At 63.4% G+C, this 18,840-nt stretch carries 16 protein-coding genes and 1 pseudogene; 5 read left to right on the forward strand and 12 right to left on the reverse strand.

What is annotated here, in order from left to right; all coding sequences use genetic code 11:
• Together N5D53_RS26160 and N5D53_RS26165 are read left to right on the forward strand one after the other, a co-directional pair.
• Positions 1-850: citrate:proton symporter (locus N5D53_RS26160; RefSeq protein WP_279841047.1), on the forward strand; the 850-nt coding region annotated here is incomplete at its 5' end.
• A gap of 63 nt (positions 851-913) precedes the next feature.
• Positions 914-2,167: an OprD family porin gene (locus N5D53_RS26165; protein WP_020193320.1), complete on the forward strand. Its 1,254-nt coding sequence runs from the start codon at positions 914-916 to the stop codon at positions 2,165-2,167.
• A gap of 52 nt (positions 2,168-2,219) precedes the next feature.
• Here the strand turns inward: N5D53_RS26165 and N5D53_RS26170 are convergent, their stop codons facing one another.
• Together N5D53_RS26170 and soxR are read right to left on the reverse strand one after the other, a co-directional pair.
• Positions 2,220-2,468 carry a CsbD family protein gene (locus N5D53_RS26170; protein WP_003247275.1) on the reverse strand — a complete coding sequence of 83 codons (249 nt, stop codon included), beginning with the start codon at positions 2,466-2,468 and terminating at the stop codon, positions 2,220-2,222.
• Positions 2,469-2,614: 146 nt separating this feature from the next.
• Positions 2,615-3,070: a redox-sensitive transcriptional activator SoxR gene (soxR, locus tag N5D53_RS26175; protein WP_003247276.1), complete on the reverse strand. Its 456-nt coding sequence runs from the start codon at positions 3,068-3,070 to the stop codon at positions 2,615-2,617.
• Positions 3,071-3,154: 84 nt separating this feature from the next.
• On the opposite strand from soxR, the gene N5D53_RS26180 reads away from it, so the two are divergent.
• Both N5D53_RS26180 and N5D53_RS26185 read left to right on the forward strand, forming a co-directional pair.
• On the forward strand, positions 3,155-4,252 hold the full coding sequence (locus N5D53_RS26180; protein WP_064491000.1) for an efflux RND transporter periplasmic adaptor subunit: 1,098 nt from the start codon (positions 3,155-3,157) through the stop codon (positions 4,250-4,252).
• Positions 4,249-7,332, forward strand: coding sequence for a MexW/MexI family multidrug efflux RND transporter permease subunit (locus tag N5D53_RS26185; protein ID WP_190870119.1), 3,084 nt, complete (start codon positions 4,249-4,251; stop codon positions 7,330-7,332). The genes N5D53_RS26180 and N5D53_RS26185 overlap by 4 nt, the downstream gene beginning before the upstream one ends.
• Before the next feature lie 53 nt (positions 7,333-7,385).
• Here N5D53_RS26185 and N5D53_RS26190 read toward each other — a convergent pair whose 3' ends face one another.
• The 8 genes from N5D53_RS26190 to N5D53_RS26225 form a co-directional block, all read right to left on the reverse strand.
• A complete protein-coding gene (locus tag N5D53_RS26190) occupies positions 7,386-8,123 on the reverse strand; it encodes a GntR family transcriptional regulator (RefSeq protein ID WP_190870120.1) in 738 nt (245 codons plus the stop codon).
• Positions 8,124-8,204: 81 nt separating this feature from the next.
• Entirely contained in the window at positions 8,205-9,719 is a 1,515-nt protein-coding gene (locus N5D53_RS26195) for a DHA2 family efflux MFS transporter permease subunit (protein WP_176684446.1), read from the reverse strand.
• Entirely contained in the window at positions 9,709-10,854 is a 1,146-nt protein-coding gene (locus tag N5D53_RS26200; RefSeq protein ID WP_104962236.1) for an HlyD family secretion protein, read from the reverse strand. The genes N5D53_RS26195 and N5D53_RS26200 overlap by 11 nt, the downstream gene beginning before the upstream one ends.
• A gap of 201 nt (positions 10,855-11,055) precedes the next feature.
• The gene (locus tag N5D53_RS26205) at positions 11,056-12,474 is read right to left on the reverse strand and encodes a TolC family protein (RefSeq protein ID WP_104962235.1); all 1,419 of its coding nucleotides are present in this window, start codon (positions 12,472-12,474) and stop codon (positions 11,056-11,058) included.
• Positions 12,475-12,577: 103 nt separating this feature from the next.
• Positions 12,578-13,288: a helix-turn-helix transcriptional regulator gene (locus N5D53_RS26210; RefSeq protein ID WP_104962234.1), complete on the reverse strand. Its 711-nt coding sequence runs from the start codon at positions 13,286-13,288 to the stop codon at positions 12,578-12,580.
• A 168-nt stretch (positions 13,289-13,456) separates the two neighbouring features.
• Positions 13,457-13,843: a cupin domain-containing protein gene (locus N5D53_RS26215; protein ID WP_010953073.1), complete on the reverse strand. Its 387-nt coding sequence runs from the start codon at positions 13,841-13,843 to the stop codon at positions 13,457-13,459.
• Between the two features lie 108 nt (positions 13,844-13,951).
• Entirely contained in the window at positions 13,952-14,776 is an 825-nt protein-coding gene (locus N5D53_RS26220) for an AraC family transcriptional regulator (RefSeq protein WP_104887280.1), read from the reverse strand.
• Between the two features lie 19 nt (positions 14,777-14,795).
• Complete coding sequence (locus tag N5D53_RS26225; protein ID WP_104962233.1) at positions 14,796-15,239, reverse strand: acetyltransferase; 444 nt, start codon at positions 15,237-15,239, stop codon at positions 14,796-14,798.
• 224 nt (positions 15,240-15,463) lie between these two features.
• Between N5D53_RS26225 and N5D53_RS26230 the strand changes: the two genes are divergently transcribed.
• The gene (locus N5D53_RS26230; protein ID WP_104962232.1) at positions 15,464-16,432 is read left to right on the forward strand and encodes a LysR family transcriptional regulator; all 969 of its coding nucleotides are present in this window, start codon (positions 15,464-15,466) and stop codon (positions 16,430-16,432) included.
• A 79-nt stretch (positions 16,433-16,511) separates the two neighbouring features.
• Here the strand turns inward: N5D53_RS26230 and N5D53_RS26235 are convergent, their stop codons facing one another.
• A complete protein-coding gene (locus N5D53_RS26235) occupies positions 16,512-17,648 on the reverse strand; it encodes a DUF6708 domain-containing protein (protein WP_190870121.1) in 1,137 nt (378 codons plus the stop codon).
• Positions 17,648-18,840 (reverse strand): annotated as a pseudogene (locus tag N5D53_RS26240) (hypothetical protein); the annotation flags it as partial. The pseudogene N5D53_RS26240 and the gene N5D53_RS26235, both read right to left, overlap by 1 nt.

Genomic DNA, 18,840 nt, shown 5'->3' on the forward strand with positions numbered 1-18,840 from the left:
TATGAGCCCGTGGGGTGGTCCCGCCACCCGTGCCATTGCCGCGCTCGGTCTGGATGCGACCGAATACTTCATTCCGATGTTGCCCACCGTCATCGGTGGGGCGGCGTGGGTCGTGTTCACCGCCTACCTGCTGGGCCGTGCCGAGCGCCGGCGTATCGGCAATATTGCCCTGGAGTCCGGTGGCGGCAACTGCTACATCAAGGAAATCCTCGGCGACAACCCGCACAAGCGCCCGCGCCTTGCCTATGTGAACCTGGTGCTGGTGATCGCCGTGATGACCGCGCTGGTGCTGGGGCTGATGCACGCGGCCATCCTGTTCATGATTGGTTTCGTCGCCGCACTGATGATCAACTACCCGCAGCTGGACCTGCAGAAAGAGCGCATTCTCGCCCATTCGGGCAACGCCATGACCGTGGTGCTGCTGGTGTTCGCCGCGGGCATCTTTGCCGGTATCTTCTCGGGTACCAAGATGGTCGATGCATTGGCCCAGACGCTGGTGGACTGGATTCCGGAAGCGTGGAGCCACTGGTTTCCGCTGGTGGTGGCGCTGACCAGCATGCCGCTGACCTTCGTGCTGTCCAACGACGCGTACTACTTCGGCGTTGTGCCGATCCTGGCCAATGCCGCGGCCGCGTACGGCATCGACCCGGTGGAAATTGCCCGCGCTTCGGTGCTTGGCCAGCCGGTTCACCTCATGAGCCCGCTGGTGGCCTCGACCCTGCTGCTGGTGGGCATGGTCGACCGCGATATCGGTGATTTCCAGAAAGCCACCTTCAAGTGGGCCGTGCTCACCTCTCTGGTGATCACTGCGCTGGCACTGCTGACGGGCGCCTTGTCCTTCATGGTTTGAAGCACCCAGGGCGCCGCTCGGCGCCCCTCTGACTCACCCAAGAACAACAACAGAGTAACCATCATGTCCCGATTTCTTTTCCGTGGGGCCACTTGTGGCCTGCTGTGCGGCTGGCTGCCTGTGGCCGGTGCCGCCGGTTTCATCGAAGACAGCAAGCTCAAGCTGCAGTTGCGCAACGTGTATTTCAACGAGAATTTCCGTGACGAGCAGGGTATGAGCGCCCGCGCCGCCGCCACTGCCAAAAGCGAACGGGTGGAATGGGCTCAAGGCTTTCTGCTCGATTACCAGTCCGGCTTCACCCAAGGCACCCTCGGCCTGGGTCTCGACGCCTTGGGCCTGGTCGGCTTCAAGCTCGACTCCGGCCGTGGGCGCAGCGGCACAGGGCTGCTGCCAGTGCATGACGATGGCCGCGCGGCCGACGAATTCGCCAGCGCCGGTATCACGGCCAAAGCCCGCCTGGGCAGTACCGTGGTCAAGCATGGCACCTTGCTGCCCAAGACGCCGGTACTGGTGTACAACGATGCACGCCTGCTGCCGCAGACTTACCAGGGAACCCAGCTGACCAGCACCGACATCGACAACCTCACCCTTACCGCCGGCCACCTGGATCGCTTCAAACAGCGCGACTCATCTGATAGCACCGGGTTGTACCTGGACGGGTATGGCGGCCCAGCGTCTGGCGACTTCAGCTTCGCCGGTGCTGACTACGCCGTCAGCAAGCAACTGCGCCTGAGTTATTTCCATGGCGAGCTCGAGCATTTCTACCGGCAGGACTTCGCCGGGCTGGTGCATGACCTGCCGCTGGGCGGCGGCGTGCTGACCACCGACCTGCGTTACTTCAAAAGCCGCGACAGCGGTACGGCGTATGGCGGTGGCATCGACAACGACATGTTCAGCGGCCAACTGTCGTACGCCCACTCCGGGCATACCGTCGGCGCAGGTTACCAGGTGCTCGATGGTGAAGCGGGGCTGCCGTATATCAGTGGGGCAACGGTCTATTCGTTCAGCAACGTCGGCATCGGCAAGTTCATCGAGGAGGAAGAGAAGACCTGGATGGCCAGCTATGCCTACAACTTCGCTGCCGCCGGGGTACCGGGGCTGACCTTCATGACGCGCTACCTGAGTGGCGACAATGGCCGTTCAGGTAGCGAGGGCATCAAAGAATGGGAGCGTGACGCCGAGATTGCCTACGTGGTGCAGGGCGGACCGCTGAAAGGGCTGGGCGTAAAGCTGCGAAACTACGTGTATCGATCAGATTTCGCCCGCGGCCGAGACAGCAATCGCCTTTACCTGACCTACGATATCGCCATCTGGTGATGGCGCAGGCCGGACAAGATATCCGGCCCTGAACCGCCTGAGGCGCCGTGGTTCAGCGGCGCAGCAGGCGAGAGACCACCAGTGTGACGGCGGCGGTGATGGCCAGTGCGGCGAAGGGCTTTTCCTTGACGAACGAGGACACCGTGTCCAGGGTGTCGCCGTAGGTCTTGGTCACCTGGCCTGCGGCCTGACGCGCATCGCCTTCGGCTTCCAGCGCCGGGTCTTCGACCAGGCGACCTACGGCGCTTTGCGCCTTGCCAGCCAGGTCCTCTGCTACACCTTCGATCTGTTCGCGTTTCATGATGGCTTAGTTCCTTCCTGTGAGCGGCTTTGGGTTAACAGCACAGGGTTAGGGCGGTGAATCGTCGCAATGGTTCAAAGCGACTGTTTGTCACCTGCAGGTCATGCGCGCCGGCAAAGGGTCGCACCTGGCATGAGCGCGCGAGGTTAGCGCGCCTTCTTTTCGAGGATCCGCGCCCCGGTCCCTTCCTTGCCCAGCACATCCTCGGGGTTGCGCAGCGGGCAGTCCTCCAGCGACAGGCAACCGCAGCCAATGCAGTTGTCGAGGCTGTCGCGCAGTGCTTCCAGTGTGCGAATGCGGGCATTCAGGTCTTCGCGCCAGGCCGTGGACATCTCGCTCCATTGTGCGGCCGTGAGCTTGCTGTTGGGGGCATAACGGCTGAAGGCCTGTTTGATTTCCTCAAGCGGAATTCCCGTGCGCTGGGCTACCTTGATGATCGCCAGGGTACGCAGCACCAGCGAGGGATAGCGGCGCTGGTTGCCTGCCGTGCGGACGCTGGCGATCAGCCCCTTGGTTTCGTAGAAGTGCAGCGCAGATACCGCCACGCCGCTGCGCTTGGCCACTTCACCCACTGTGAGCATCCGTGTGTTGTCCGCTGCCATGCCTGTTGACCTCAAGTAAAGTTGAGCTCTTATAGTCCTGCCCGATCTTCCCTGCAACCGCTTTCCCTGTGATCGGAGCTGTGCATGAACAAACGGACGTTACTGGCCTGGGCCGGCGCTGTTGCCGGTGCGCTGGCCGCTGCCTATGCGCTGGTGGGAAGCGGCTCGGCGCCGCCCGCTGCGGCGGTGTGGCCGGCGACCAAGGTGGCGCTTGCCACGGCCGAGCAGGTACAACTGGCGCGGCAGCGCTTTGCTTCGGGGGAGTTGGAGGCGGTCAACCAGGTGCAGGTGGCGGCCGAGATGGCAGGGCGTATTACCCGCATCGCCTTCGAATCGGGTCAGACAGTAGCAGCCGGGCAGTTGCTGGTGCAGCTCAACGACGCGCCCGAACAGGCCCTGCGCGTGCAGTTGCAGGCCAGGTTGCGTAACGCTGACGTGGTGCTGCAGCGCAGCCGCAAACTGCGCGCGATGAATGCCGTGTCGCAAGAGCTGCTGGACAACGCCGCCACTGCCGTGGACGTGGCCCGTGGTGAGCTGCAGCATGTCGAGGCGCTGATCGCGCAGAAGGCCATTCGCGCACCGTTTGCCGGCAAGCTCGGCATCCGCCGTGTGCATCAGGGCCAGTACCTGGCCGCTGGCGAGACCATCGTCAGCCTGGCCGACATCAGCCAGTTGCATGTGAACTTCGCCTTGGGCGAGCAGGCCGCCCCCGAAGTGCACGCCGGGCAAGTGCTGGCACTGACGGTGGACGCGGTGCGTGGGCAAGACTTCCAGGCCCGGGTGGTGGCGGTCGACCCGGTGGTCAGCAAAGCACGCCTTGTGCAGGTACAGGCGGCCTTGCCGAACCCGCAAGGGCAGTTGCAGCCGGGTATGTACGCCGGCGTGCGGCTGGATGCCGCGCAGCCGTCGACCGTGCTGGCCGTGCCGGAAACCGCGATCACCTACACCGCCTACGGGCAGACGGTGTTTGTCGCGACCCAGGACCCGCAGCATGGCACCCGGGTGAGCCGGGTGCAGGTAACCACCGGTGAGCGCTGGCAGGGGCGGGTGGAAATCACCTCCGGCCTGACGCCCGGTGATCGTGTGGTGGTTTCCGGCCAGCTGAAACTGAGTGATGGCATGCCGGTCGAGCCAGTGGCGCAGGACAGCCTGCAGGCCAGCCAGGGAGGGCGGCAGTCGTGAGGTTTACCGACGTCTTCGTGCGCCGCCCGGTGCTGGCGCTGGTGGTCAGCAGCCTGATCATCCTGATGGGGCTGTTTGCCATGGGCAAGTTGCCGATCCGCCAGTACCCGTTGCTGGAAAGCTCGACCATTACCATCAGCACCGAGTACCCCGGTGCCTCTGCCGAGTTGATGCAGGGTTTCGTGACGCAGCCGATCACCCAGGCGGTGTCGTCGGTCGAGGGCATCGACTACCTGTCCTCGTCGTCGCAGCAGGGGCGCAGCCTGATCACCTTGCGCATGGTGCTCAACCGCGATTCGACCCAGGCGCTGGCCGAAACCATGGCCAAGGTCAACCAGGTGCGCTATCGCCTGCCGGAAAAAGCCTACGACCCGGTGGTGGAGCTGTCGGCAGGCGACTCCACTGCCGTGGCCTATGTGGGGTTTGCCAGCGACAGCCTGTCGATACCGGAACTGAGCGATTACCTGTCGCGGGTGGTGGAACCGCAGTTCTCCGGTATCGACGGCGTGGCCAAGGTGCAGTCGTTCGGCGGGCAGCGCCTGGCCATGCGCCTGTGGCTGGACAGTGAACAGATGGCCGGGCGCGGGGTGACGGCGGCGGACGTGGCGCAGGCAGTACGTGCCAACAACTACCAGGCAACGCCGGGCCAGGTGCGCGGGCAGTACGTGCTGGCCGATATCCAGGTGGACACCGACCTGACCCGGGTCGAAGACTTCCGTGAGCTGATCATCCGCAACGATGGCACCGACCTGGTGCGCCTGCGCGATATCGGCACCGTCGAGCTGAGTGCGGCGGCCACGCAGACCAGCGCCACCATGGACGGCAAACCTGCCGTGCACCTGGGGCTGTTCCCCACGCCCAGCGGCAACCCTCTGGTGATCGTCGAGGGAATTCGCCAACTGCTGCCACAGATCCAGCAGACCTTGCCGCCTGGCGTGAAAGTGGCGCTGGCCTATGAAACCGCACGCTTCATCGATGCGTCGATCCATGAAGTGCTGCGCACCTTGGTGGAGGCGATGCTGATCGTGGTGTTGGTGATCTGGCTGTGCCTGGGTTCGCTGCGCAGCGTGCTGATCGCGGTGGTGGCCATTCCGCTGTCGATGCTGGGGGCCGCGGGCCTGATGTTGATGTTCGGTTTCAGCCTCAACCTGCTGACCTTGCTGGCGATGGTGCTGGCCATCGGCCTGGTGGTGGACGATGCCATTGTGGTGGTGGAAAACGTGCACCGGCATATCGAGGAGGGCAAGTCGCCGGTCGCGGCAGCATTGGCCGGGGCGCGGGAAATTGCCGGGCCGGTGATCGCCATGACCCTGACCCTGGCGGCGGTGTATGCGCCCATTGGCTTGATGGGCGGACTGACCGGCACGCTGTTCCGTGAGTTTGCCTTGACCCTGGCGGGGGCGGTGATCGTGTCCGGCATTGTGGCGCTGACCTTGTCGCCGGTGATGAGCTCGCTGTTGCTGCAACCCGGTCAGCAGCATGGCGCAATGGCCGCTATCGCCGATCGGTTGTTTGGTGCGCTGAGCGGGGCCTATGGACGGGTGCTGGCCTACACACTGGCACACCGCTGGATCAGTGGCGGCGTGGCGTTGCTGGTGTGCCTGAGCCTGCCCTGGCTGTACCTGCTGCCACAGCGCGAGCTGGCGCCACCCGAGGACCAGGCGGCGGTGCTGACCGCCATCAAGTCGCCGCAGCATGCCAGCCTCGAATACGCAGAACGCTTTGCGCTGAAGCTCGACCAGGTGATGAAGTCCATTGCCGAAACCACCGACACCTGGATCATCAACGGCACCGACGGCCCGGCCGCCAGTTTCGGTGGCATCAACCTCAGCGCCTGGCAGGCGCGCGAGCGTTCCGCCGCACAGGTGCAGGCGCAGTTGCAGCAGGCCGTTGCGGATATCGAGGGCAGCAGCATCTTCGCCTTCCAGGTCGCGTCGCTGCCGGGCTCCAGCGGTGGCCTGCCGGTGCAGATGGTGCTGCGCAGCGCCCAGGATTACCCCGAGCTGTTCCAGACCATGGAAGTGCTCAAGCAACGCGCCCGCGACAGCGGCCTGTTCGCCGTGGTGGACAGCGACCTCGACTACAACAACCCGGTGGTCAAGGTACGCGTGGACCGGGCCAAGGCGGCGAGCCTGGGTATCAGCATGCAGGCCATTGGTGAGTCGCTGGGCGTACTGGTGGGCGAGCAGTACCTCAACCGCTTCGCCCTGTTCGGGCGTTCTTATGACGTGATCCCGCAGAGTATCCAGGACCAACGCCTGACGCCTGCGGCGCTGAGCCGCCAGTATGTGCGCGCCGAGGATGGCAGCCTGGTGCCGCTGGCCACGTTGGTGCGCCTGGATATCGAAGTGGCACCCAACCGCCTGTTGCAGTTCGATCAGCAGAACGCCAGTACCCTGCAGGCGATCCCGGCCCCGGGTGTATCGATGGGCAACGCCGTGGCATTTCTGGAACAGCTCACCGCCGAGCTGCCACCGGGCTTCAGCCACGACTGGCAATCGGAATCGCGCCAGTATGTGCAGGAGGGCTTTGCCTTGATGTGGGCATTTCTCGCCGCCCTGGTGGTGATCTACCTGGTGCTGGCGGCGCAGTACGAAAGCCTGGTCGACCCCCTGATCATTCTGGTGACCGTGCCGCTGTCGATCTGCGGTGCGCTGCTGCCGCTGGCGCTGGGCTGGGCCACGCTGAACATCTACACGCAGATTGGCCTGGTGACGCTGATCGGCCTGATCAGCAAGCATGGCATCCTGATGGTGGCGTTCGCCAACGAGATTCAGGTGCGCGACAACCTCGATCGTGCCGCCGCCATTGTTCGTGCGGCGCAAATACGCTTGCGGCCAGTGCTGATGACCACGGCGGCGATGACTTTTGGCGTGCTGCCACTGCTGTTCGCCAGCGGCGCCGGCGCCAACAGCCGTTTCGGGTTGGGGGTGGTGATTGTGTGCGGGATGCTGGTGGGGACCTTGTTCACCTTGTTCGTGCTACCGACGATCTACGCCTGGCTGGCACGCGATCACCGGGTGAGCACGGCGCGGGCGAGGCAGTTGGTCGAAGCTGAAAGGCAACTGGGGGCGCTTTAGGGGCAACGGTCTGTTCATTGGCTGAAAGTTGCACCATCCCTGTACGAGCGGGTTCAGGCGGGGGAGCGGTCGCGGCGCATCTGGGTGACCAAGGTAAAGCGGTCATCCGGGTGCACGGTCTCGGAAACCGCCATCAAATCACCATTTTCCTCGCGGTAGTGGCGGATGATCTTCAGCCCCGGCGAGCCCGCCTCGGCCTTCAGCACCCGGGCCATTTCCGCTGTCAGCAACACCGCGCGCACCTGCTGGTCGACCACTGCGATTGCCCGGCCATAGTGCTGTTCGATCAACCCGGCAACCAGCTGGTCAGGGTGCTCGCGGGCCAGCTCGATGACCGCGGTGTAGTCGCGCTGTGCATACACGTCGGTCCAGCACAGCGGCGCATCATCGTGCTGCCGGTCGACGCGGATGCTCGACACGCAGAAGTAATGCTCCCCCGGCACCAGCCCCAGCCTCGCCGCCTCGCCCAGGTCGGCGACAAAGTGGCGCACGCCCTGGATTTCCCGCTGCTGGGTGTCTGCCAGGTGCGCCAGCTCAGCTACGCTGGCCAACGACTGCGAATAGCCGCCGCGTGGGCTGCTGGCCTCCACCCGGGTGCCCACGCGCTTGCGCCGCGACACCAGCCCTTGGGTGAGCAACTGGTCGATAGCGGCACGCACCGTGTGCCGGCTCACATTGTAAAGGTCGCACAGCTCGAACTCGGTCGGCAGCAGGCTGCCCACCGGGTAGCGGCCGCTGGCAATCGCTTGCATCAAGTCCTTTGCCACGGTGGAGTAGCGCGTTGGGTTCATACCTTTGCTCGGGCTCGCCAGTTTCATCGGTTGACAGTGTAACAGCGGCCGAATGCCGAACGCTCCGGCCGCCCACAGAGGTCAATGCTGCTGCCTGGCCCGCAGCAGCAGCGCTGCCAGGGCACACCCGACCAATGCCAGGCACGCCAGGTAGAACGCATCACTGTAGGCCATCAGGTAAGCCTCTCGCCGAATGGTCGCCGCCAACGCTTCCAGCATTTGCTGCTGATGCGGCAGCCAGCTTTGCACCGTCTGGTTGATGCGCGCCTGCACGCTTGGCTCGAACAGCGTCACCTGCTCGTGAATGCGCTCACTGTGAAAGCGTTCACGGGTCGCCACCAGTTGCGTCAACCCGGCCGTGCCGATGGCGCCACCCAGGTTGCGCAACATCGAAAACACCGCCGAGGCTGAGCCGGCTTCACGCTTGTCCAGCCCGGCCACCGCCAGCACCGATAACGCAACCATGATGAAAGGCTGGCCAATACCACGCACCACCGTGGACGGGATGATCACGTTGTCGGCACTGTCGGCGCTCAGGCTAGCCCCCAGCCAGCAGCCCAGCGCCATGATCAAAAAGCCGCTGGCGACCATGAACTTGGCACTGGTCCAGCCCATCAGCCGGGGCATCAACGGCGCCAGCAGCAACTGCACCACGCCATAGGCGATCAGCGCCACGCCCACGTCGTGCGCGCTGAACCCCTGCAACTGCGAGAGGTAGTTGGGCACCAGGAACACCAGGCCGAACGTGGCAGCGCCAAAGATGAACATCGCCACGCTGGCAACGCCGAAGTTGTAGTGCCCCAGCAAGCGCAGGTTGATGAACGCGCGCTGGCCGAACAGCTGGGTCACCACGAACACCACCAAGGCAATGGTGGCGACCACGCTCATGCCGACGATGAGCGGCGAGCCGAACCAGTCCAGCCGACCGCCTTCTTCCAGCACGATCTGCAAGCCGCCCAGGCCGATCACCATGGCCGCGATACCCAGCCAATCACCTTTGCGTAACAGTTCGAGCTTCATCGGCTTGGCCTCGATCGACCAGGCGATGGCCAACAGCAGCGCAATGCCGGGGAAAAGTTGCAGATAGAAGATCCAGCGCCACGAATAGGCATCGGTCAGCCAGCCGCCAATCGACGGCCCAGCGGCCTGCGCCACGCTGTTGGCCAGGCTGAACAGCGCCATGCCCATGGCCATCTTGCTGGCCGGCAGTTCGGTGATGATCAGCTGGAACGATAGGGGAATCAGCACCGCGCCCGCAGCCCCCTGAATCACCCGGATTACAATCATCGCCTCCAGGTTGGGCGCCCATGAGCAGGCCACCGAGGCGATCAGAAAGATGAGCGAGCCGGTCCACATGACCCGGCGCAGCGAGAACACGTCCACCAACCAGGCCGTCAGCGGAATCATCACGATTTCCGCCACCAGGTAGGCGGTGGAGATCCATGAGCCTTCCTCGAAGCTGGCACCCAGCGAGCCGCGGATTTCCGGCAGTGCGGCGCTGGTGACATGCACGTTCATGCCCGCCATGAAGCAGCCGAACAGGCCGCCAAGCACCGCTACCCAGGCGCGCAGCGAGACCGTTTGCTCAGTGCGCATCGGCAACCTCTGCGGGGCGTGTGTCGACTGTACTGACCACCGACATGCCAGGCAGTACCTGCGGGCCATCCAGCGGTTTGTCGAGCAAAATGCGCACCGGGAAACGCTGGACGATCTTGGTGAAGTTGCCGGTGGCGTTGTCCGACGGCAGCAAGGCGAAGACATTGCCCGAGGCTGGCGAAAAACTGGCCACATGGCCATGCAGTGGCTGGCTGGCAAAGCTGTCGACCCGTATTTCTACCGGTTGCCCGGGGCGCATGCGGGCCAGTTGGGTTTCCTTGTAGTTGGCCACCACATAGGCTTGCTGCAGGGGCACCACAGCCAGCAGCGGCTGGCCCGGCACCACGTACTGGCCGGTGCGCACGCGGCGCTGGCCGACCACGCCAGTGATCGGCGCGCGGATCACGGTGTCCTGTTCGTCCTGCTCGGCGAGCTGCTGGTGGGCCTGGGCGCGTGCCAGGGCCGCTGCCCGTTGTTGCAGTTCGGCCTCGGCCTGGGCTGACCGGGCCTTGGCCATGGCCAGTTGTGAGCGTTGCTGGCGCAGCGCGGCCTGGGCACCTTGCAGCGCGGCTTGTGCCTGGCTGGCATGGGCACTGGCGGTTTCCAGGCGCTGCACGGTCGCTGCGTCGTCACGCACCAGGCCACGGTAGCGTTGGACATCCAGTTCACTGCGACGCTGTTCGGCGTTGGCGCTGCGCACGACGGCCTCGGCCTGCAGGATGGCTTGCTGTTGCTGGTCGATGCGCTCGGTCGCTACCTGTTGGCTGGCCTGGGCGGCGGCCAGTGCCGCCTGTGCCTCGGTCACACCAGCCCGGGCCTGGTCGAGGCGGGCGCGGTAGTCGCGGTTTTGCAGGCGCACCAGCACATCGCCGGCTTTCACCGGCTGGTCGTCAGCCACCTCGACCTCGGCTACGTAACCCGCCACGCGTGGGCTCAGCGCCACCCAGTCGGCGCGGACGTAGGCATCGTCGGTGGTTTCCAGATAGCGGCCGGTGCTGAACCAGTAGCTGGTGAAGGCCAGCAGGGTGATTGCGGCCAGGCTGCCGCTGGCGATGACTGCCAGGCGGCGACGGGTTTTAGCGCTCGGCCGCTGTTCAGTTTCGGCGGGTGAGGGTTTGTCTACGGCAACATTCATGGTTGGTTTCCAATCTCGAATTGGGCCTGCTGGCTGTCGGTTGTGGGAGCCACTGTCTTGCTCAATTTCTAAAAGCTGGCGCGTGTGGGAGCGGGCTTGCCCGCGAACACGGGCGAAGCCCGTGCCATCCACCGCGGTGTATTCTTCGCGGGTAAACCCGCTCCTACAGTGGGCGGTGCTCGCTGTTGGTCTTGCTTCTCGCTACCACCGCCCGCCCAGCGCGCGGAACAGGTTTACCTGCGCTTGCGCCAGGCGCCCTCGGGCTTCTGTGTGGTTGGCCCGCAGGCTGATCATTTCGCGCTCGCTGTCGAGCAGGGCCAGCCCGTCCACGGTGCCGGCACGGTAGTTACCCTGGGCCAGGGCAAAGCTGTGCTCGCTGTGCGCCAGGGCTGCGTCCAGCGCCTGCAACCGTTGTCGCTCGCCGTCGTAGCGGGCCAGTGCCTGGCGCACGTCTTTCAGCGCGCTCAGCGCTACGCCGCGGTAACGGGCGACCTGCGCCCGCTGCAATGCCTCGGCCTTGCTCACCCGTGCGCGGTTGGCTTTCAGGTTGGGAAACTCCCAGCGGATCAGCGGGCCAATGCCGAACATCACCGCGCGGCTGTCGCCGAGGTTGGCAAGGTGATGGTCCGAAGACGTCAACGAAGCGCCGAAGCTGACCTTTGGGTAAAGGTCGGCCCGCACGATGTCGGTCTCCAGGGTGGCCGCCTGCAGTTCCCGTTCGGCCTGGCGCACATCTGGCCGGCGTTCGAGCAAATGCCAGCCATCGCCAGCCGGCAGCGGCACCGACAGCGTGGGGATGGCTACGCAGGTCGTGGCCTCGGCCACCGAGGCCTGGCCACTGAGCATGCTCAGTTCGTAAATCGCCATCTGCCGCCGGGCTGAGAGCATCGGCAGTTGCGCACGCACCTGTTCCCGCAAGCCCAGCAGGCGCTCGCTGTCGAGGGCAGTGGCCACACCGGCCTGGCGCTGACGCTGGCTGAGTTGCACGCTGTGGTCGAGGGTTTGCAAGGCCTGCTTCGCTGCCTCCAGGCGCGCCGCGTAGGTGCACTGGTCGATGTAGGCGCGGGTGGTCTGGGCGACCACCTGCAGGCGTACCAGGTCTAGCGCCGCAGCGCTGGCTTCGGCTTGCACCCTGGCACGTTGGATGGCGGCGCGTACCTGGCCCCAGATATCCACCTGATAGGCCAGTTCGATGCCCGGGTTGAATTGCCATTGCGACGGCGCGTTGCTGTCGGTCGCCTCGGCCAGCGTCTGGTCATCGGCGCGCCTGCCATAGGTAGCGGCAACGCCCATCGCAGTAGACGGCCAGCGCCTGGCGTCGAACTCGCCGATGCCGGCCAGCATGGCCTGCACGTTGGCCTCGGCCTGTGCCAGGCCTTGGTTGTGCGCCAGAGCTTGCTGTACCCAGCGATTGAGTTGGGGGTCTTGATACAGTGCCCACCAGCGTTCGGGCAGGGGCTGTTTGCTGACGCCGGCCGGCATGTTCACCAGCGGGTCTGCCTGCAGCGCTACAGCGGGTTCGGCAGGTGTGGGTTGGTGGCCGCACGCTGCGAGTGCAGCAAGCATGCCGAGGGCTGTGGCAAGCCGGGCAGGGCCGGGAAATGAGTGCAGTAAGGGCATCACGATTGTCGCTCAAAGGTCGTGATGAGAGGTTAACGAGGGTTGCATGGGCGTCGCTGTCGCAAGCGGGACAACCCTGCGCGCAAGCAGGACAACCTGAGGCTCAGTACTCGCGCGCGGTGCCGTTTTGCCAATCACTCGGCGCATAGCCGAGGATGCGCTTGAACATGGCAGTAAAGGCGCTGGCGCTCTGGTAGCCGTGCTCCAGCGCAACGTTCAGGATCGGCTTGCCATCGGCCAGGCACTGCTGGCTGAGCATCACCCGGGCACGGGCGCGCCATTGGCCATACGACATGCCCACCTCGCGCTGGAACAGCCTGGCCACACTGCGGGCACTCATGTTCAGTTGTGCGCCGCATTGCTCCAGGGTCAGGTCCTGGGCCGGGTCCTGCAGGAAGCGCTCGCACCAGGCACGCAGGCGTGCGTGCTGCGGCGTCGGGACGAAGGCATCGATGCGCCGGGCGGCGGCGAGTTCGTACAGGATCAGCGCCCGAGCATGCGCACCGTCGCGCAGGTTCAGCACCCGTGACGCCGCCAGGATCAGTTCGCGCAGCAGGCCGGACACGACGATGACCTGGCAGCGTTCGATGTGGGCGTCGAGCAGCAAGGTGCGCATGCAGACCACGCCTTCCATGCGGATGGCATGGCTGACCCCGGCGGGCATCCACAAGGCATGCCCGCCGGGGATCACCCAGCTGCCGCCTTCGCTGCTGACCCGCATCACGCCGCTGGCGGCGTAGATCAGCTGGTCTTCGGCGTGGCAGTGGCTGGCCACTTCATCGCCGTGTCCGTAGTCCCTTTCCAGTGCTTGCATGCAGGCCATCCTCGTTATTGGATCCAATTATATCGAGGCGACCCTGTGCCGGGTTGCGAAGTGTGGGCTACGAGCGAATTGCCATGATTAGAAATGGCTGTAAGGCGATTTTTTTGGTTAATTATTGCTGTGAAGTCAGCGACTACAGCTTGAAAGTGGTGAGTGTTGTTAAATCCAGACATCGCTCTCTGCTGTGCGATTCCCCCCTTCATGACCGGTATTCAGAATGCCCCGCGGTTCGATCATCATCAGTTTCGCTTCGCCTTGCGCAGCGGTCCGGTGCTCGACGCCGCGGGGCACAACATAGAGTTCCCCGGGGTTCACATGCACGCAGCCATCCGGCAGGTCGATACGCAGGGTGCCTTCCAGCACCAGGAATGCTTCGTCGGTCTCCGGGTGCGCGTGCCAGATGAATTCGCCTTCGATGCGCACGACCTTGAACTGGTAATCGTTCATCTCGGCAACGACCCTGGGGCTCCATTGCTGTTCGATAAGCGCTGCCTTGTGGACCAGGTTCACTGGCAGGGAGGGATGTGGGTGACGGGATTCAGGCATGACAGTTCCTCGGAAAGTGGAGTGGTCAGCCTATCGCTCCGGGCGAGTCCGGTTCTTGTACGATCCTGCAAGCCTGTTCTCACGGGGTGCGCGGGCGCCTGCGGTTTCTCAGCGTGACGCTCGCAAACGCTCCAGCCAGCGTAAGGGCGGTACGCCGTAGCAGCGGCTGAAGTGCCGGGTCATGTGGCTCTGGTCATGAAAGCCTGCGGCAAGGGCGGCGTCGACCAAGGTGAAGCCGTCCAGGATCATTCGGCGCAAGCAGTCGAGGCGGCGCAGGGTGACAAAGCGATAGGGGCTGGTGCCGTACAGCGTGCGAAAGTCCCGCGACAGGCTCCAGCGTTCGCGGCCACTGGCCTGTTCCAGCATGTCCAGTGTTATGCCCACATGCAGGTGTTCCATGATGAAGGCTCGGGCGCGTTCGGCTGCCTGGTAATCCAGGCGCTTGCGCCCGCGCGGCTTGCCGCCGACGGCCCGCAAGGCGATCGCCAGGTCATACAGGGCGTCCTGTTCTTCCAATGGTTCCAGCGCGTGGTCCACTGCCTGTACGAACGCTTCGCTGGCGTGGTACAGACGCGGGTCGCTGGACAGCCCGCCAGCGATGAAGGGCAAAGGCTGACCACCCAGCACGTTCTGGATCAGTGCCGGGTCGACGTAGGCCATGCGGTAGCGAAAGCCTGCGTCGGTGCCGGCCATGCCGTCATGCAGTTCGTCCGGGTGCAGCACCAGCGTGTTGCCCGGTATGCCGTGGCGCAGCGAACCCTTGTAGTGGAAGCTTTGCACGCCGGCCAGCGTACGGCCGATCGAATAGGTATCGTGGCGATGCGGGTCGTAGCCGTGGCTACCGAACCAGGCTTCGATACGCTCGATACCGCCCGGTTGGGCACTACGGATGACCCAGTCGGACGGCGGTAGGGGCTTCGCTTTGCGGGCCATCGCGGTCAGTGCCTCCTGCTCACGCCCGGGTGGACAGGCTCATGTGCAGCAAGGGGAACGGGCGACCTTCGCCATCCAGTGGTGAACGGCCAGTCTGGACGAAGCCATAGTGCTGGTAGAACGCTGTTGCCTGTGGGTTCTGCTCGTTCACATCGACACTCATCGCACTGCGTGACTGGCGGCCGAAATCCAGCAATGCACGGCCAATGCCCTGGCGGTGGCGCGCTGGATCGACGAAGAGCATTTCCACATGGTTTTCATTGAAGCCGATAAAGCCCAGTGGCTGGTCATCGGTGTCTACCGCAACCCACAGCTCGACGGCCGGGAAGTACACGTCGCGCAGCTGTGGCAACAGTGCGTCGATGTCGGAGGGTTGCAGGAAGTGGTGCGTCGCGCGAACAGCGCGCAGCCAGATGTCGAGCAGCTGCGGGTAGTCTGCAGCGATGCCTTGGCGAATGATCATGGTGTCATCCTGAGTGTATTGATGGCGGATGGGCGCGCCAGTGAGCGGCGGCCATGCAAGTGTCGGCATCATGAATGCCCGCTTCGCGAGTCAACGCCTGGGCGGTGCACGGCAGGGGAGGCCGGAAGGGAAGAGAGCGGAAGATTACCCCGGTCGCGCAGTAGGGGGCAATGGCGATTGCATAGGGTGCAGTGCAGGTTTCGACTCGGCTAGGATGCATGTCGATGCTGGTATTGAACCCTAACAACAAGCACGGCCCGGGAGCGCCCATGAACCGCAACGAACTGCGCAAAGCCGATATCAACCTGATGGTGGTGTTCGAAGCGCTGATGCAGGAGCGCAACCTCACCCGTGCCGCGGAGAAGCTGTTCGTCGCCCAGCCCACGGTCAGCGCCGCGCTGGCCAGGTTGCGTGCGATGTTCAACGACCCATTGCTGGTTCGAGTGGGCAACCGCATGGAGCCCTCGGCCAGGGCCGAAGAGGTGATCAAGTACCTCACGCCAGCCTTGGATGCGATGTCTGTCGCCCTCAGCATGACCCATGATTTCGACCCGCTGACCAGCAAGATGACCTTCCGCATCGGCTTGTCCGATGATGTCGAGTCGGGCCTGCTGCCGCCGCTGTTGCGGGCGCTGCGGGTGGAGGCGCCAAACGTGGTGGTGGTCGTGCAGCATGTGGACTACTGGCGCATTCCGGACCTGCTGGCGGCGGGCGACGTGACGGTGGGTATCAGCCAGACCAAGGGCCTGCCTGCCAATGCCAAACGCAAGGTGCTACGCACCCTGCAAGCCAGGGTAGTGCGGGCCGACAAGTCCAGCACGCCGCTTTCACTGGATGAGTTTTGCCAACGTCCGCATGTCCAGGTTTCGCCAACCGCCAACACCCAGGGTGTGGTCGATGACTGGTTGAAAGACATCGGCCGTGAACGCAAGGTGGTGTTGTCGGTGCCGCAGTTCAGTTCGCTGCCGGCGATTCTGGCCGGTACCGACCTGCTGGCCTGTTGCCCGGACTATGCCGCACAGGGTATGGAACGCTGGGGCAACCTGCAGGCGGAGACGCTGCCGTTCGAGACTGCTGCACTGGAGTTGGCCATGGTCTGGTTGAGCACAACCGACAGCGACCCGGCCGAGCGTTGGCTGCGTAGTCGCCTGGAGCACTACATGGGCGGACTACGGGAAGCGGTCATGGGATGATGGCTTTGCATCGTGCTGCAACTGGCTGCCGATGAAGTGAAAGTGTCGCAGATGTACCAGCGCGCCGGGTGCAGTTTGATCAGTCACTTTCGTTGGCCTGTTGAGGTGTAGAGCGCTTGCGTGGTTTTTTCGTCGGCCGTTTGCCGGGCTTGAGCTGCCAGCGGTCGGCGTTGGCGAGCAGGCGTGCCTGGATTGTTGGTGGGTAGTCGCTCAGTGTTGTCACGGGAGGGACTGGCTTGCCGGGCAGGCCGGCCTCGCGGATGACCTTCGGCCAGCGCGGTCGCCAGCACAGCAGCAGGCTGAGCCAGTGGCCGGTGCCGATGATGACGAAAGCGGGCCAGACAAACAGCAGCGCAACCTTGAACAGCCAGCTGCTCTTGCGGAAGAAACGCCCAAGGCCTTCGAACTGGGCGCTGAATGCCTGGATGGGTGAGGGTAGCTGGGTGCTCAGGCGGGGGCGGGGGACGGCGTGTGGGCCTTCTTCCATGTAACGGCGGATGAATTCCCACTCATCACGCAGTTCGCTGCCGCCTTGGCCTTGTTTGCCGAGCAGGGCCATTTCCATGTGGGGCAGGCCGGTGCGGCTGGGGTGCCAGATTAGACCAAGTCGTACTCCAACGCTTAGCGAATCATCTTCTGGGCGAATGCCCGTGCTGCCGGTCGTTTTCCATGGGAAGGTGACGATGCCACCACAGTAGCTGGGGCGGTGGAGGTGGACCTGTTGAGTTATTCGATTGAAGCGAATGAGCAGATGCCGACTGGTCAGCATTTCCAGTCGGGTCAAGCTTACTCCATACTTTGTGTAAAAAAATATCGTAGCACCTGATACGAGTGCCATCATGAATGTCAGTGCCACCATCAGAAGTGATCGAGCCTCATGGTCTGCTATGTCTTCCCAGAGAAAATACAATGTGGAGATTGTCGTAACACCTATAATGGGCATGATTCCGCATAGCGTTGCAATGGTTATGAGTCCGCGCTTTTCCTCTGAGCCACCACATCGCATTTCAATAAATGTTTCGTTGAAAGCGAAAATCGGTCCGCGTGTGTGGGGTTTTTCGCTAACAGTTTGGAAGTGTATGTCCTCTTCCAAATCCCCTTCGTAAAATTCCTGGGCGGCACGCTTCTCAGCAGGTGTTAACTCAGCTTCGTACGCTTTTCGTTCGGTCTCTGACTCGGTTGCCATTTGCCAGAACCCCCATTCAATCAAATACATTACAGAACCTCGCTGAATGCGGCATGTAGTGCCACCAATTCTTCTTGCTCTTTGTAAGGCTCCGAATTTTTCCCCACGCGGAAGCTGCTGCGTTTGCACCACTTTTCCAAAGCGTCATCTTCAAAGATGTAAATGATCACCGTCAAAACGAGCCCTATCCAGAACGCGCCGAGAACTAAACGAACGAGCAGTAGCCTCGCTGCCTGTGTACCCAGTCTTTTTGCGAGTCCTGACATTGATTGACTAAGAAGTCTTACTATTTTGTTAGCGCTGGAGTTTGCAAGGTGATCGAATAAAGGCTTTGCGATGGCGATGGCGGTTCCAAGTTCACCCAATGATAACGTTATGGTAGCTACTCCTCGGAGCGCGTAAGCAGTAGCCAAAATTCTCGATTTCCTCTTGCCCTGCTTCGTGGTTGGATCGCTTCGGAGATGTTGAAGCCAGTCAGTAAAGTCCCACCATGCCAGCATTCCGCCCCCGATCCCCGCCAGGCTAGCGCCCCACAGCTTCAACCTCCCCAATGTTACGGCCGCCCCTTTTCCGGTCACACTGTTTGCGCCGTACCGCGCGACCACCTGGTCCACATAACTGGCTCCAACTTCGAAGCCCGCCGCAGCCGTAGTCATCGCGGCCGCCATGAGTTCGGTCTTGATGCGCGCATCACTGTCGGGCAGCTCGCGCGCTTTGAAGGCCATCAGCATCCCCTCCAGCAGGCACACCAGCCCGGAGACACGCACTTTGTAGAAGTCACTGTTCCGGGCCTGCATCAACCCTTCAGCCCAGGCCTGGTCGAGGTACCTTGATACCTGGCCTGCGCTGCGTTGTGGGTTGATGGGCTGCCCGCTACGTGCAGCTTCACTCAGTCGAATATCGACAGCCGTTTCATGCACCGAAGCGAACAAGGTCAGCCGCAAACCCTGGTGCAGTGCGCGGTCCATGCTGTTGGGGGTCGCGGTGCGCAGCACTTGCCGCCCCAGCGCGACGTACCAGGCATACAGGCCGATGCTGGCCGTGCTGCTCTGTGCCTGCATCTGTTCGTACAGGGTGTTGATGCGCCCAAAGGCATTGGCAGCGACATGGGCTTGCCTGGCAAGCGCTTCCGGCAGGGCGAAGGATGACGCTGACGACGGTTCGGCCTTGGCGGCTTCCAGCAGCGCCGCCAGTTCTTCCCGCAGGTCCTCCTGATTGTAGG

The organism is Pseudomonas sp. GD03862 (assembly GCF_029840855.1).
Lineage (GTDB): Bacteria > Pseudomonadota > Gammaproteobacteria > Pseudomonadales > Pseudomonadaceae > Aquipseudomonas > Aquipseudomonas alloputida.